Consider the following 14,703-nt stretch of genomic DNA (forward strand, 5'->3'; position numbering starts at 1 on the left):
GCCATTTATGCTGATAAAAATATGGTGAATACCATTGTCCGGAACCTGATCAGCAATGCACTCAAGTTTTCATACCGGTCGGGCAAAATAAGAATAACCGCGTTTCCGGATCATGAATTTGTGGTAGTTTCCATCAGGGACAATGGCATGGGTATTCCCGCCGATAAAATTGATAAATTATTCAGGATTGATACCAAGTTCTCCATGCCTGGAACTGAAAAGGAACAGGGAACCGGACTTGGGCTGAAGCTCTGTAAAGAGTTCGTTGAAAAACAGGGAGGAAAAATATGGGTTCAGAGCCACGAAGATCAGGGTTCTGAGTTTTGTTTTACGGTGGCAAAAAAAACGAATCCCAAAGATGTTACTTCATTCAAGTAATCTGAATTTACGCGACTTTATTAAATAAGCCACACCTTCGGCAAGAATGTGCATGCGAATGTTTTCGATAAAAACCGGTTCCTTATCTGCAATTCTTGAATAATTGCTGTTCTTTGTCCGGTCAGATTCAAAGATTGTAACGGTTCCTGAACCTATGGCCCTCATTTCATTTCCTTTTGTGATAACCAGTGCCGTGTCTTCACTTAAACCGATTCCTACACAATCCGGTTTTTGAATAGTGGCTTCAATGAGCCTGGCAAATCTTCCACGGTTCAGAAAATGAGTATCTATAATTGTGTTTGGTATAAATGAAAATCCACCGTTTAGTTTAATCAATCCCTTTATTACAGAGCCTTCACTGGCACCGCTATAAATCATATGTTCGGATAAAATCATGGCCCCGGCGCTGGTTCCGGCAATCGTGAAATTCTCATTTTCGTAACGGCTCCTGAGGATCCTCAGGAATTCGGTGTTCATCAGCATATCCTTTAATTTAACCTGGTCACCTCCTGAAATAAATATCCCATCTGATTCCGTCAGTTTTTTAAGGCTTCCTTTATCATCCAGGTCTTTTTTGGTATTGGCAATTATGGCATCAATTTTCAGGTCAAGCCGGGCAAAGGCATCCCTGTAAATCCTGATCATTTCTTCCTGGCTCTTGCTGGCAATAGGAACTACAACAATGGAGGGATGATTGCCCCTTATTTCACGGATGATATCTTTCAAAACGCCGTTCTTGAAATCGATATGCTGGTCTTCCCTTGGTGCATCACTTTTAGCTTCATGGCCTCCTATAGGTATTAACTTTCCTTTTGGTATATTCATATACATTGTTTTTTCCTACCCTTAGCACATACCTGTTTTCCGGTACAAAATCAGGAACGAAATCATCATGTTTCGATTTAAAATCTTCCGCTATTTTGTGACAACGGCTGATGTCTTCAGCCATCAAAACAATCAACGTTCCTTCTGTGGCATTGGAAAGGGCATAACTTAAGGCGTCATGTTCGCGGGGAATGATTTCGATAAACATGTTTCTTTTCCTTTCTCTAATTCCGGCATGCAGCAGATCAATGATTTCCCTTGGTTTGCGTCCTCTTGTGTCCTCATCTATCCTGATGATAATCTTGTCAAAGAGTTCAGCTGAAATTTTGCCTACGTTAATAATATCCGAATTACGCCTGTCCCCCGGGGCGGTTATGATTCCTACTTTTTCACGGGCCTGTGTCTGTTTAACCAGTGTTCCCAGCGCTGAAATTCCGTGGGGGTTATGAGCATAATCAATGATCAGGCTGAAATTCCTGAATGAAATCATATTTAATCTTCCGGGTGTATTTTCATAATTGGGTTCGAAGGATCTCAGTGCTTTTTTAATGATGTCTACAGGCACATTATAATAGAGAACGGCCAGAAGAGACGCCATTGCATTTTCAATATTGAAAATTGCCTTGCCGTTAAAGGAAAGAGGTATGTTGATGACATTTTCTTCAAACAGAACCCTGGTACCTTCCGAAATGATAATCCTGTTCCCTGAATAAACAGCGGTCAACCCGCCTTTACGCATATGATCCTGGATTCGCCGACTTTTAGGATTTATACTGAAAAGGGCAACAGGGCACGACACGTTTTCTATCATGGCATAGGTGTATTCGTTGTTTTCATTCAGAATGGCGAGGCCATCAGGCTTTACGCTTTCCGGCACAATGGATTTGACCTTTGCCATTTCCTCAATGCTGTTAATATCCTTGAGCCCAATGTGATCTTCGGCCACATTGGTCACAATGCCAACATCACACTTGTCAAATGCCAGGCCCGACCTTAACATGCCTCCCCGTGCCGTTTCGAGAATAGCGAAATTCACTGACCGGTCTTTTAATACCGTCATGGCACTGTTGAAACCGGTACAATCGCCCTTTTCAACCAGGTTGCCGTTTATGTATATTCCGTCGGTAGTAGTGCATCCGGTTATATATCCTGCTGTTCTGGCTATATGGGCAATAAGTCTCGATGTGGTTGTCTTACCGTTTGTTCCTGTAATGGCTATAATCGGAATGCGACCGTTTTCCTTCCCCGGGAAAAGCATATCAATTACAGGTTTCCCTACATTCCTTGATTTTCCTGTCCATGGATGGGTGTGCATTCTGAATCCGGGAGCTGCATTCACTTCAATAACAACAGGCTTTCCTATATCCGCCGGTTGTGAAATATCTTCAGCGATCAGGTCGATTCCGCAAATATCAAGACCGGTTTGTCGTGCCGTTCGTTCGGAAAGCATCCTTATTTCCGGATGAACCTGGTCGGTAACATCTTCGGAGGTTCCGCCCTGGCTCAGATTAGCCGTATATTTCAATATAATATTTCTACCCCTTGCCGGTATGGAATCAAGAGTAACCGATTGCGCCCGAAGCAACGATTCAGTAGAGTGATCAATTTTTATCCGGGTAAGAACATTCTCATGGTCAATTCCCCTGTCCGGATGACGATTTGCTTTTTCAATCAGCTGCATCACCGTATCCTGGCCATTACCGGTTACCATTGCAGGGGTTCGCAATGCGACAGCAATAAGTTTGCAGTCGATTACAAGGAGCCGGTAATCATTACCAGTATGATACCGTTCAACCAATACGGAATCCGAATACTTCAACGCCTCTTCGAAACAGGATAGCGCTTCATTCATTTCATTGATGTTCACGGCCACACCTTTGCCCTGGTTGCTGTTGAGCGGCTTAATCACAACCGGAAAACCAATTGATTCGATTACTTGTGAGGCCTCCTGTACCGTATGAACGATTTCTCCTTCCGGTACAGGTATGCCTGAAGACCTTAACAGGATTTTTGTCCTGAATTTATCACCAGCCAGGTCAACTGCAATGTTGCTTGTGTTTTCAGAAATAGTGGCATCAATCCTTCTTGATTTTGCGCCGTATCCCAATTGTACCAGGGTGGCATTATCAAGCCTTATAAACGGAATGTCTCTTTCGACAGCTGCATTAATGATGGCTTGGGTGCTTGGGCCCGGACTGTCTTTAAAATAGATCTCCCTCAACCGTTTGATTTCTTTCTCTATGGCATAATCCCTTCCGGCAGCCAGGGCTTCGGCAATTCTAACTGCCGCTTCACCGGCATATATCCCCGCCCGTTCAATCTCGTACGAAATAGCCAGGTTATATACTCCGGTTTCACCCGTGCTCCTCGTTTTACCGTAATTCACTTTCATTCCGGCCATGTTCTGCAATTCAAGGGCAATATGTTCCACAATGTGTCCCATCCATGTCCCTGTTTTTAATCGCTCAAAAAAACCGCCTGTCCTTCCTTCAGAACAATGGTGATCGTTTAGTCCGGGCATTGCCGCAGCAATCCTGTCAAAGAAGCCCGGTATTTTGTTTGACGGCAGATTTTCAAATTTGCCTATGTTGAGTCGGATTGCAATAACTTTATGGCGGATAGACCAGTAGTTGGGACCCTTAAGTACCCTGATATCCTGAATTTCCATTCTTTAAAACCTTTGGTTTACCTAATAACTGCATATGAGATGCCAATTTAAAACCCGGCCTGAACAAATCATGCCGGAGGTGGTTTCATAAAAACACTTGTACATCGGGGTTTGTTAAGGGAATTCGAAAAAATAAACTGCAGGTAAAGCATGGGTATAAACGGAATGATCATAGCCATAGGAGGTAATGAGGATAAAGGATTGAGAAATACAAAACGCCTGCATGTGCAGGAAACCGATCTCGACTTTGCGACTTCCGGTATACTGTGCCGCATACTTTCCGAACTCGATAATGATCATGCTCCTGTTGAAATTATCACCAGCGCATCGGGGATTCCTGAAAAAGTGGGAAAAAACTATATAAAAGCCTTCAGAAAACTCGGTCATAAAAAGGTGAACGTACTTGATATCGGTGATCGCGAGGATGCAGAAAAGCCGGATATTATTAAGCATATTGAAGATGCGGCCTGCATTATGTTTTCAGGCGGCGACCAGTTTAAACTTATAAGCACGTTAAAAGAAACCCCTGTTGCCCGTATATTGAACCAGCGCTATATGAATGATAAAATAGTGATAGCGGGCACCAGTGCGGGAGCTATGGCCATGCCCGACCTCATGATCTACCCGGGGCCTGAACCCTTGAACATACGATCGAAAATAGTTCCTATCTATGAAGGACTTTCACTGATTCACGACACCATTATTGATACTCATTTTCTTGTAAGAGGACGTTTCAGGCGGCTGTCGGTTGCAGTGGCCAATAACCCTGATCACTTAGGAATAGGGCTTGAAGAAGATACGGGTATCATTATCCGCAACGGAACCAGGATTGAGGCGATCGGTTCAGGACTTGTAACCATTCTGGATGCAAGGAGCCTTCAGAAAGAAAACCCCTCGGTGAAGAAGAAGGAAGACCACGAGATTTTTATTGAAAACCTGCTTGTTCATGTGCTCAGTAACGGGGATCATTTTACGCTGAATAAAAAGGTCATCCATTGAAATACTACACACCTGAATGCAACAAAACCCCTTAAAAACTGTTGGTAATAAGCTTTGTGTATATACATGAAGCTACTTTTCCCCGTTATTCTTGTAATTCATTTAAAATGAATACTAAAATCAATGAAACACCACAGTCAAATAGTGCATCCGGTCCCAACCAGGCAGAACTTAAGGAGAACTACTTATCACTTAAATTAAAGGAATATGAACAACTGAATCACAAACTTGAGGAAAGGTTAAAGCAACGAACAGCGCGTCTTACAGAAATATTGGATTCAAAGACCCGTTTCATAAGTGTTATTGCGCATGATTTAAGAAGTCCTTTCACTGCCATTATGGGATCGCTTGAACTACTGAAGCACAAGCTTCATGAAAATAACGACGACAGCATGGAATACTATGTCGACCTTGCAATGCATGCGTCCTCAAGGGCACTTGGAATGCTCGACAGCCTGTTATCATGGACAATATCACAGAACATGGCAAAAAGCTTCAACCCGGTTTCATTTAATCTTTCGGAACTGATCCATGATGAGCTTGAAATGATCAATGAATCAGCAAGGCTTAAAAATATTCTCATATATACAGATGTTCCGGAAGATCTGGCAGTTGAAGCCGATCAGAATATGATCCGTACCATTGTCCGGAATTTTATAGGGAATGCCATCAAATTCACTCACCGGGGTGGCCGGGTAAGGGTATATGCCATGCGACAGACCGAAATTATTGAAATAGGTGTTTCCGATAATGGTATTGGCATATCAGCCGAGGCGCAAAAGAAACTCTTCCGCTTTAATTCTTTTCAGTCCACAAACGGCACCGAGCATGAGCAGGGTTCAGGCCTTGGCCTTTTAATCTGCAAGGATTTTGTCGACAGGCATGGCGGAATGATCGATGTCGAAAGTGAGCCCGGGAAGGGTAGTACATTTAAATTTCATCTGCCACAGTGCAGCCATGGGTCAATAAATAAAACACTGTGAAGCGGCGTTGTCTTTTTTATAACCCCTGTACATACCGTTTGAATTAAAAGCAAGTTCAACATTTCCAACCTTATCCACAGTAATTAATCCTCCGTCACCTCCCAGGGTATTCAATTTCTTTATTACCTCATTACAGGCCTCTTTAAGGCTGAATCCCCGGTAGTTAACCAAACAGGCTATATCATAGGCAGCAACGAGCCGGATGAAATATTCGCCATCCCCGGTACATGAAACTGCACAAAGCCCGTTATTCGCATAGTTTCCGGCACCGATCAGCGGGCTGTCGCCAACCCGTCCTTATTTTTTATTTGTTAATCCCCCTGTAGATGTAGCGGCAGCCAGGTTACCGTTTGAATCAAGAGCAACCGCTCCCACCGTTCCCCGTGAAGAAGATTTGAACCGGGCCTGCTGAAGCGATTCGTATTTTTCAGACGAATAAAAGTAATTGTCAGGTTCAAAGATGAGCCCGTTTTCATGGGCGAATTTTTCAGCCCCCTTACCATGAAGCAGAATATAAGGGCTCTTTTCAAGAACCGTCCTGGCCAGTTTTACCGGGTTCCTTACATTTTTGAGCCCGAGTGCTGCTCCTGCCTGCAAGTCGCTTCCATCCATAATCGATGCTTCCATTTCATGGGTAACATCGGCTGTAAAAACGGAGCCTCTGCCGGCATTGAATAGTACATTGTCTTCAAGCGCTGCAACAGCAATTTCCACGGCATCTACAGCTGATCCTCCTTTGTTAAGTACTTCGTATCCTGCATTCACCGATTCTTCGATACCGCTAAGGTATGATTTCTCTTCATCTGCTGACATGCTGCCTTTTGATGGCACGCCTGCTCCGCCATGTACAACTATGACATTCATAACAACCTTTTCTTTCAGTAAAAGCAATGATTATGCCATGAGAAAGCTTAATTTCATATAATTAATAACGGAAACCTCAATTATTGACGGTATATTATTTATATTCATTATGAATTGTAACATTTTAAGCGATATTTCAGTATATAATTTCAATAATTAATCTTACTCAATTATTTTTGTCGTGATTTTAGGGGGTTCGGGTGAAAAATTATAAACATACAATTTTTGGGTATTTTCTCATTGCACTTTTCGTTGCGTTAAGTTTATCCAGCGTATTCAAATCGAATGCCATTTATTCATATGTGCCTGAACCCGAAGTATCCGGGCTTTTTTACAGCATGCAAATGCCGTTTTTACCCGGAAGCATGTTCAGTGACCGGGTTGAACAGGTCTTACTGGATCAAAGCCATCATACTTCAAAATCCCTGGATAATTTAAAATACTCAGCAGTCCAGGTGCACAAAGCCTATAACAGGCATATCCAATATGTCCTAAAATATGACAATAAGCAGATAAAATCTATCTGTGATTTAAACTGTGTCATTCAGATATAGTTTAGATCAAGTCCTTCAGATTCCTTCTTTAGAATAAGGATCCTCTTTAAATGCCTCAGAAGCAGGGACGAATTATATACTGAGGTCAAAATAATCAAGGATATTCTATTATTCATTCAATTATAAATTCACATGAAATATATAAAACGTTTGTTGTTTTTTATGGGAATGCTGATTGCAAGTGGTATTCCTGCGATGGCCAGTGAAGCGGACCTCGCAATTCCTGATTTACACCAGGGTTTCTTTGCCAATTTTGGTTTAGACGCCTGGCATTTGCTACTATACGGTTCCATCGTAATAGTTTTTACACTTTCAGTAAGTCTTACACTTTTCAGGTCGGTTAAAAAACTTCCTGCACATAAATCGATGCTGAATGTGGCTGCAACCATTTATGAAACATGCAAAACTTACCTTATTCAGCAGGGAAAGTTCTTACTGATTCTTTTTGCCATTATCGGCACAGCCATGGCATACTATTTCTTTGCCCTTGTGGGATCTACATTTTCGGTAGTTCTGCTTGTGCTTCTTTTCTCTGTTATCGGTATGGCTGGCTCATACAGTGTTGCATGGTATGGCATACGCGTTAATACATTCGCTAACGCACGCACTGCCTTTGCTTCACTGCGCGGCAGACCATGGGATGTAGTTTCGATTCCCCTCAGGGCAGGAATGAGCATCGGCTTATTCCTCATCAGTCTTGAGCTCATTATGATGATCGTCATCCTGCTTTTTGTTCCCCGCGATATCGTTGGTTACTGTTTCCTTGGTTTTGCCATTGGTGAATCACTTGGCGCCAGTGCATTGCGTATTGCAGGCGGTATCTTTACAAAGATCGCCGACATTGGTTCGGATCTTATGAAAATCGTTTTCCACATTAAGGAAGACGATCCCCGCAATCCCGGTGTTATCGCCGATTGTACAGGTGACAATGCAGGTGACAGCGTAGGCCCTACAGCTGACGGTTTTGAAACATACGGTGTTACCGGTGTTGCTCTGATTTCCTTCATCACCCTTGCTGTAAAAGAACCCATGATCCAGGCTTCTCTTATCGTATGGATTTTTGCAATGAGATTTTTAATGGACTTCATGTCAGCCGTATCTTTTAGCGTTAACCAGGCTATCAGCAAGGCAAAATATGGAAACCGTAAGAACTTCAATTTCGAAGAACCTTTGGCTCGTCTTATCTGGATTGCCAGTATCATGTCAATTGCTACCACTTTCTTCATGAGTTATATGCTCATCGGTACTCTTACTGTTGACGGCGTTGCTTATCCTTCGATGTGGTGGAAACTTGCCTCCATCATCAGCTGCGGAACACTTGCCGCCGTGCTGATCCCTGAATTCACAAAAATCTTTACGAGTTCACAGTCGAAACACGTTCATGAGATCGTGAATGCGTCCAGAGAAGGCGGTTCATCACTCACCATTTTGTCAGGAATTGTTGCCGGTAACTTCAGTGCTTTCTGGAAAGGCATTCTCCTTGCTGGTCTTATGACTATTGCTTATGTAGTTAGTACGATGGGTCTGAGTGAGATTATCGGTTACTCTTCAATCTTCGCATTCGGACTGGTTGCTTTTGGTTTCCTTTGCATGGGACCTGTGAACATTGCTGTTGACAGCTATGGTCCGGTAACCGACAATGCCCAGTCAGTATTCGAACTGGCACAGACCGAACATATCCCCGGCATCAAGCATGAAATTGAAAAAGAATTTGGTTTCACTCCTGATTTTGAAAGGGGCAAACTGTATCTCGAAGAAAATGATTCAGCAGGTAATACTTTCAAGGCAACCGCAAAACCTGTGCTCATCGGTACAGCTGTTATCGGTGCCACAACCATGATTTTCTCCATCATTCTGCTTCTTAAAAAACTGGGTCTTCTTGCACTCGAATTAACCGAGGCTCCTGTAATCATCGGTTTTGTATGCGGTGGTGCTGTGGTATACTGGTTCAGCGGCGCATCCATACAGGCTGTTGCTGCCGGTGCTTACCGTGCTGTTGAGTTCATTAAACGCAATATTAACCTCGACAAGAAAGAAGCGGATATTGAAGATTCAAAGACTGTTGTTAAGATTTGTACCCAGTATGCTCAGAAGGGCATGTGGAACATCTTTATCGCACTGATGACTATCACACTGGCGTTTGCCTTTATTGATCCGAACTTCTTTGTATCATACCTGATTTCTATTGCCATCTTCGGTTTGTTCCAGGCTATTTACATGGCCAATGCAGGTGGTGCATGGGATAATGCAAAGAAATACGTTGAGGTTGACCTGAGAGAAAAGAACACACCGCTCCATTCAGCTACAGTTGTAGGTGATACAGTGGGTGATCCTTTCAAGGATACCACATCCGTGGCTCTCAACCCGATTATCAAGTTCTCAACCCTGTTCGGTCTTCTGGCTGTTGAAATTGCAGTGAACATGAAGCTCGCAGCCCGCGCTGCCGGTACATTCGATTTCACAATGATTATTGGTCTTGTTATGATGGCTGTTTCACTTGTATTTATTTACAGGTCGTTCTACGCCATGCGCATTACCGATGAAAAGAAGAAAAGCAACGATGTTCAAACCTCAAAACTCATTGAGGAAGAAAACGCTGCTTAGTGAGTAGTGATTAGTGATTGGTGATTAGTAAGTGGTTTTACTAATCACTAATCACCAATCACTAATCACTCTTTTTAAAAACTGAGAAAAATCTTGTTTTAATTTTCGTTATTCGTTTATTTTCGTTAGGTACTTCTTTGAAATTCTGTCGCCTGCGCCATTATTAAATTAAAGGTATGAAAGCTGATTTCAAACACGATATTTTGAAATCCACCGGTGTTCATGTGGATAAGTGCTACCAGTGTGGAAAATGCTCAGCAGGCTGTCCGCTTGCCGAAGAGATGGATTATCCGCCCAGTTATGTAATGAGGATGCTGCAGACCGGCAACCCGGAATTCCGGGAAAAAGTTATCCGGTCGTTCACCATCTGGGTTTGCCTCTCGTGCGAAACCTGTTACGCCCGATGCCCCATGAGCATCGAAATTCCCCGGTTAATGGACTATATGCGCGAATTGTCGTTAAGTGAAAAGAAGACAAATCCCAAAGCCCGTGAAATCATCTCCTTTCACAAATCTTTCCTCGATTCGATTGAAAAAACGGGACGACTCTATGAAATAGGGTTGCTTGCCGATTATAAAGTCCGCACCCTTAAACTGATGCAGGATGTTCAGCTTGCCCCGGCCATGTTCAGGCGTGGCAAACTGAATATTGTGCCTGAACTTATCCGTGACCGGAAACGTATGTCATCCATTTTTTCGAAAACGCTTAAAAAGAAAAAATAACAATGGCCCTTGGCTTTTATCCGGGGTGTTCCCTCAAAGGGTCTTCCCGGGAATATAATGAATCTGTCCTGGCCCTTGCCCGGGCATTTAATGTACAGGTTAAGGAAATCAGCGACTGGAACTGCTGCGGTGCCACGGCAGCTCACAACCTGAACAAAGAACTCTCACTGGCACTTCCGGCAAGGATAATTGCCCTTGCTGAAAAAGACGGATTCGATGAAATTGTCATCCCGTGCGCCGCATGCTACAGCCGGCTGGCTTCTACAATGCATGAACTTTACAGGCACCCGGAAACAAAGGAAAACATCAGCCGGGTAATAGATATGGAGGTGAAGGGCTCGGTTAAACTCCTTAATGTCATACAGTTTCTTGAGAAATATATTCTTCCTGGCCTTGAAACCCGGATCATCAACCGCTTTGCTCATAAGGTAGCCTGTTATTACGGATGCCTGCTTGTAAGGCCCCATGCCGTACTCCAATTCGACAGGGAAGAAGAGCCGCAGACAATGGATGTGATCATGTCGAAAATCGGTGCCGAACCCATCGACTGGGCATTTAAAACCGAATGCTGCGGGGCTGGTTTATCGGTTTCACGAACAAACACTGTTGCGCGTCTTTCGGGAAACATTCTCAGGGACGCATCTGACCGGGGTGCCGGGGCCGTGATTGTAGCATGCCCGATGTGTCATTCCAACCTCGATATGAGAAGAAACGATATTAACAAATCGCAGCATACCGATTATACTATGCCGGTAATTTATATCACCCAGGCAATTGGTCTTGCGATTGGTATTACCGGTAAAGAACTGGGTTTGCACAGGCACTTTGTTAAAGCTGAAATTTAAGAATTATGTCAAGAATTGGCGTATTTGTTTGTCATTGCGGCGAGAATATCAGTGCTACGGTTGATTGTGCCAAAGTTGCACAAACGCTGTCAACACATGAAGGAGTAGCCTATAGTATCGACTATAAGTATATGTGTTCCGACCCGGGACAGAGCATGATCAAACAGGCCATTAAGGAAAAGAATCTTTCCGGCGTTGTGGTTGCGGCATGCTCACCAAGGATGCATGAACCCACCTTCAGGCGGGCATGCAACGAAGCCGGTTTGAATCCGTACCTGTGTGAAATGGCTAATCTCCGTGAGCACTGCTCCTGGGTTCATGAAAAGAATGATGCTACCACCGAAAAGGCAATCGACGTGGTGAGAATGCTTGTTGAAAAGGTAAAACGGAATCATTCACTCTCTTCCATAAAGGTTCCTGTTACAAAAACTGCACTGGTCATTGGCGGCGGCATTGCAGGCATTCAAACCAGCCTTGATATAGCCAATACAGGTCATAAAGTTATTTTAATTGAAAAGGAGCCATCGATAGGCGGCCATATGTCGCAGCTTTCAGAGACTTTTCCCACACTTGACTGCTCCCAATGCATCCTGACACCCAGAATGGTTGAAGTGGCCCAGCATCCGAATATTACTTTGTACACCTATGCCGAACTCGAAAGCATTGAGGGATTCATAGGAAATTTCAAGGCAAAGATCAGGAAAAAGGCTAAAAGCATTGATGAGAAACTGTGCACAGGCTGCGGACTCTGCATTACAAAATGCCCTAACAAGAAAATACCCGGCGAATTCAACGAGGGACTTGGAACCCGCACTGCTATTTACGTCCCTTTTCCACAGGCTGTTCCGAATAAACCGGTTATCGATAAAAACAATTGTACCTATTATACTAAGGGGAAGTGTAAGATCTGTGAGAAATTCTGTCCGACTGGCGCTATCCGCTTCGACCAGGCCGACGAGATCATAGAAGTTCCGGTAGGAGCCGTTGTGCTTGCCACCGGTTTTACGGTTAAGGATACAGCATTCTTCCCCGAATACGGCTATGGCAAGTATGCCGATGTGATTACAGGACTTCAGTTTGAACGGCTTGCTTCAGCATCGGGTCCGACATTCGGGGAAATCAGGAGACCATCCGACGGAAAAATACCGGAGAAAATCGTTTTTGTAGCATGCGCAGGCTCACGTGATCCGGCCAAGGGAATACCTTACTGCTCGAAGATATGCTGCATGTACACTGCAAAACATGCGATGCTTTACCAGCATAAGGTACACCATGGCGAATCGTATGTGTTCTATATGGACATCAGGGCAGCAGGCAAGAATTATGATGAATTCGTGCGCAGGGCAATTGAAGAAGATGGAGTAAAATACATCCGTGGCCGGGTTTCTCGCATTTATGAAAAGAACGGGAAACTCATCGTAAAAGGGGCCGACACCCTGCTGAATGCCATGCCCGTTGAAATTGAAGCCGACATGGTGGTGCTGGCAACAGCCGGTGTGCCCAATGCCGGTGCTGAAGAACTGGCTCAGAAACTGCATGTATCGTACGATGAATACGGATTTTTCGCTGAGGCGCATCCCAAGTTGAAACCGGTTGAGACCAATACGGCAGGTATATTTCTTACAGGAGCCTGCCAGGCACCCAAAGACATTCCTGAAACCGTGGGAATGGCGTCAGGCGCAGCCGTTAAAGTGGCAGGGTTGTTTTCGCAGGATGAACTTACCCGTGAACCGCTGATTGCCGTCGTGAACCGGTCGGCACCCCCGCTTTACTCAACGTGTGTGGGATGCTTTATGTGTCAGACCGCATGCCCTTACCAGGCAATTGAAAAAGAAGACATAAAGGACCGGAAAGGCAACTATGTTAAAACAGTTGCCAGGGTGAACCCCGGACTTTGCCAGGGATGCGGAACCTGTGTCGCATTTTGCAGGTCAAAGTCGATTGATATCGAAGGGTACACCCATGAACAGGTATTTGCTGAGGTAATGACCCTGTTAAACAGTTAAATTTTTAATCATGGCTGAATTCGAACCGAAAATAGTGGCTTTTGTCTGCAACTGGTGTACTTACGCAGGGGCAGACCTTACCGGAACCAGCAGGATCAAATATGCCAGCAATGTAAGAATTGTGAGGTTCCCGTGTACAGGCCGCATTGACTATATGCTTATTCTCAAAGCCTTCGGGCAGGGCGCTGACGGTGTTATCGTATCAGGCTGTCATCCCAATGATTGCCATTACACTTCCGGTAATTTTCACGCCCGCAGAAGGTGGATCATTTTCAGAGGTTTGCTCGACTTTATGGGCATTGACGTAAACCGCATTAAATTCTCCTGGGTTTCAGCTGCCGAAGGCGCAAAATGGGCAGATGTGGTAAACTCAACTGTAGCCGATATTAGGGCTATGGGACCTTATAGCAACTATAAAGAAATAGCACAAATAACGGATAATAATCCTATCAATGAATGAATTAAGGCTCAAAGCCAGGGAATTGCTTGAATCAGGAAAGGCGGAGCTCATCATCGGTTATGAAGAGGGCTCATCACAAAAAGTGCATGCATCTTTCATTACAGCCGTTGAGGATACCGATAAACTGGTGTTTGATAGCCGGTGTGTCCAGAACCTGGCTGTGTACCTCACAAAACCAGAAATCAGGAAATACGAAAGTATTGCTGTTACAGCGCCAGTCCCTGTTTTAAGAAGCATTGTACAACTTACGGCTGAAAACCAGATCCGTAAAGATTTCCTTGTGGTACTTGGCATTTCGCCGGATGCTCAGCTTATCAGTTTTGAAACTCCCGAAGACATTGAACATTACCTGGAGCAGCATAAGCTTAAAACGGAACAGCGCGATCTTGAAATACTTCAGCGCATCAGCAGCATGGATAAAAACCAGCGGTGGGATTTCTGGGTGAAAACAATGGAACCCTGCTTTAAGTGCTATGCCTGCCGTGCTGCCTGCCCGTTGTGTTATTGCACTCAATGTACTGTTGATGGCAACCGTCCCCAGTGGATTCCGGTTCCGTCGCATCAGCTGGGCAACCTTGAATGGCATATTATGAGGGCCTTGCACATGTCGGGCCGGTGCACCGATTGTGAAGCATGTGCCAACGCTTGTCCGATAGGTATTCCGCTGAACCTCCTGACAAAGAAGATCAGGGAAGAACTCGTTGAAAATTTCGGGGAATTCCAGCCATCGGTAGGTTCAGGTAATATGATGTCGACTTTCAGACCGGACGACAAGGAAAATTTTATAAAATAACC

At 44.3% G+C, this 14,703-nt stretch carries 11 protein-coding genes and 1 pseudogene; 9 read left to right on the plus strand and 3 right to left on the minus strand.

Annotation, left to right across the window (positions count from 1 at the left end; all coding sequences use genetic code 11):
* Positions 1–378 (plus strand): ATP-binding protein (locus VK179_01845; protein HLO57458.1); only part of this gene is annotated, 378 nt, incomplete at its 5' end.
* Here VK179_01845 and VK179_01850 read toward each other — a convergent pair.
* Together VK179_01850 and cphA are read right to left on the minus strand one after the other, a co-directional pair.
* Positions 367–1,203: a cyanophycinase gene (locus VK179_01850; protein HLO57459.1), complete on the minus strand. Its 837-nt coding sequence runs from the start codon at positions 1,201–1,203 to the stop codon at positions 367–369. The genes VK179_01845 and VK179_01850 overlap by 12 nt on opposite strands.
* Positions 1,160–3,871, minus strand: coding sequence for a cyanophycin synthetase (cphA, locus tag VK179_01855; protein ID HLO57460.1), 2,712 nt, complete (start codon positions 3,869–3,871; stop codon positions 1,160–1,162). The genes VK179_01850 and cphA overlap by 44 nt, the downstream gene beginning before the upstream one ends.
* Before the next feature lie 150 nt (positions 3,872–4,021).
* On the opposite strand from cphA, the gene VK179_01860 reads away from it, so the two are divergent.
* A complete protein-coding gene (locus VK179_01860; protein HLO57461.1) occupies positions 4,022–4,870 on the plus strand; it encodes a cyanophycinase in 849 nt (282 codons plus the stop codon).
* A gap of 107 nt (positions 4,871–4,977) precedes the next feature.
* On the plus strand, positions 4,978–5,853 hold the full coding sequence (locus VK179_01865) for a HAMP domain-containing sensor histidine kinase (protein HLO57462.1): 876 nt from the start codon (positions 4,978–4,980) through the stop codon (positions 5,851–5,853).
* Here the strand turns inward: VK179_01865 and VK179_01870 are convergent.
* Positions 5,833–6,717, minus strand: a pseudogene (locus VK179_01870) (isoaspartyl peptidase/L-asparaginase). The gene VK179_01865 and the pseudogene VK179_01870 overlap by 21 nt on opposite strands.
* A gap of 686 nt (positions 6,718–7,403) precedes the next feature.
* Between VK179_01870 and VK179_01875 the strand changes: the two are divergent.
* The 6 genes from VK179_01875 to VK179_01900 all read left to right on the plus strand — a co-directional run bounded on the left by VK179_01875 (position 7,404) and on the right by VK179_01900 (position 14,701).
* On the plus strand, positions 7,404–9,875 hold the full coding sequence (locus tag VK179_01875) for a sodium-translocating pyrophosphatase (protein ID HLO57463.1): 2,472 nt from the start codon (positions 7,404–7,406) through the stop codon (positions 9,873–9,875).
* A 176-nt stretch (positions 9,876–10,051) separates the two neighbouring features.
* Positions 10,052–10,597, plus strand: a complete 546-nt coding sequence (locus tag VK179_01880; protein HLO57464.1) for a 4Fe-4S dicluster domain-containing protein — start codon at positions 10,052–10,054, stop codon at positions 10,595–10,597.
* Positions 10,598–10,599: 2 nt separating this feature from the next.
* Entirely contained in the window at positions 10,600–11,442 is an 843-nt protein-coding gene (locus tag VK179_01885; GenBank protein HLO57465.1) for a CoB--CoM heterodisulfide reductase iron-sulfur subunit B family protein, read from the plus strand.
* A gap of 5 nt (positions 11,443–11,447) precedes the next feature.
* Positions 11,448–13,448 carry a CoB--CoM heterodisulfide reductase iron-sulfur subunit A family protein gene (locus tag VK179_01890; GenBank protein ID HLO57466.1) on the plus strand — a complete coding sequence of 667 codons (2,001 nt, stop codon included), beginning with the start codon at positions 11,448–11,450 and terminating at the stop codon, positions 13,446–13,448.
* Positions 13,449–13,458: 10 nt separating this feature from the next.
* Positions 13,459–13,908, plus strand: a complete 450-nt coding sequence (locus VK179_01895; protein HLO57467.1) for a hydrogenase iron-sulfur subunit — start codon at positions 13,459–13,461, stop codon at positions 13,906–13,908.
* Positions 13,901–14,701 carry a hypothetical protein gene (locus VK179_01900; protein HLO57468.1) on the plus strand — a complete coding sequence of 267 codons (801 nt, stop codon included), beginning with the start codon at positions 13,901–13,903 and terminating at the stop codon, positions 14,699–14,701. Before VK179_01895 ends, VK179_01900 begins: the two co-directional genes overlap by 8 nt.
* The last annotated feature ends 2 nt before the right edge of the window (positions 14,702–14,703 follow it).

It is taken from the genome of Bacteroidales bacterium (genome assembly GCA_035299085.1).
GTDB lineage: Bacteria > Bacteroidota > Bacteroidia > Bacteroidales > UBA10428 > UBA5072.

Coding starts and splice junctions, on each gene's coding strand:
- VK179_01850 (HLO57459.1), bottom strand. CDS start 1,203: ATGAATATACCAAAAGGAAAGTTAATACCTATAGGAGGCCATGAAGCT.
- cphA (HLO57460.1), bottom strand. CDS start 3,871: ATGGAAATTCAGGATATCAGGGTACTTAAGGGTCCCAACTACTGGTCT.
- VK179_01860 (HLO57461.1), top strand. CDS start 4,022: ATGGGTATAAACGGAATGATCATAGCCATAGGAGGTAATGAGGATAAA.
- VK179_01865 (HLO57462.1), top strand. CDS start 4,978: ATGAATACTAAAATCAATGAAACACCACAGTCAAATAGTGCATCCGGT.
- VK179_01875 (HLO57463.1), top strand. CDS start 7,404: ATGAAATATATAAAACGTTTGTTGTTTTTTATGGGAATGCTGATTGCA.
- VK179_01880 (HLO57464.1), top strand. CDS start 10,052: ATGAAAGCTGATTTCAAACACGATATTTTGAAATCCACCGGTGTTCAT.
- VK179_01885 (HLO57465.1), top strand. CDS start 10,600: ATGGCCCTTGGCTTTTATCCGGGGTGTTCCCTCAAAGGGTCTTCCCGG.
- VK179_01890 (HLO57466.1), top strand. CDS start 11,448: ATGTCAAGAATTGGCGTATTTGTTTGTCATTGCGGCGAGAATATCAGT.
- VK179_01895 (HLO57467.1), top strand. CDS start 13,459: ATGGCTGAATTCGAACCGAAAATAGTGGCTTTTGTCTGCAACTGGTGT.
- VK179_01900 (HLO57468.1), top strand. CDS start 13,901: ATGAATGAATTAAGGCTCAAAGCCAGGGAATTGCTTGAATCAGGAAAG.